General features: G+C 54.7%; 1 protein-coding gene. It reads left to right on the top strand.

Annotation, left to right across the window (positions count from 1 at the left end; all coding sequences use genetic code 11):
* The coding region (locus CVN76_RS00410; protein ID WP_157805377.1) for a methyltransferase domain-containing protein at positions 1 to 428 on the top strand (428 nt) is incomplete at both ends.

The raw sequence follows: 428 nt of genomic DNA, 5'->3' as shown, positions 1-428 counted from the left end.
ATTTTCCGATGATATGACCTGCCAACTGGCTTTTTACTGCTCACTGGAAGATTACTACCACAAAAAGCACCAGCTGACGCGCACCCATTCCGAGGTGGTCGAAGCCGTGCAGCGCATAAAACCCGGCAAAGCGCTGGATCTGGGCTGCGGTGGCGGACGCAACTCGCTGTATCTCAACCTGAAGGGCTTTGACGTCACCGCCTGGGACAAACATGGCCCGTCGATCGACAACCTCAATAGCCTGATCGAGAGCGAAGGGTTGTCGCACATTCGCGCCAGCGTGCAAGACCTCAATACTCACACCTTCAGCGGCGATTACGACTTTATTCTTTCCACCGTGGTGTTTATGTTCCTCAGCCGCGAACGGATCCCGGGGCTGGTGAAAAACATGCAGGACAGCACCCTGAACGGTGGTTACAACCTGATTG

It is taken from the genome of Bacillus sp. mrc49 (assembly GCF_002803435.1).
Note: the sequence above shows the minus strand (reverse complement) of the source record. Positions and strands in the feature narration are given on the sequence as shown.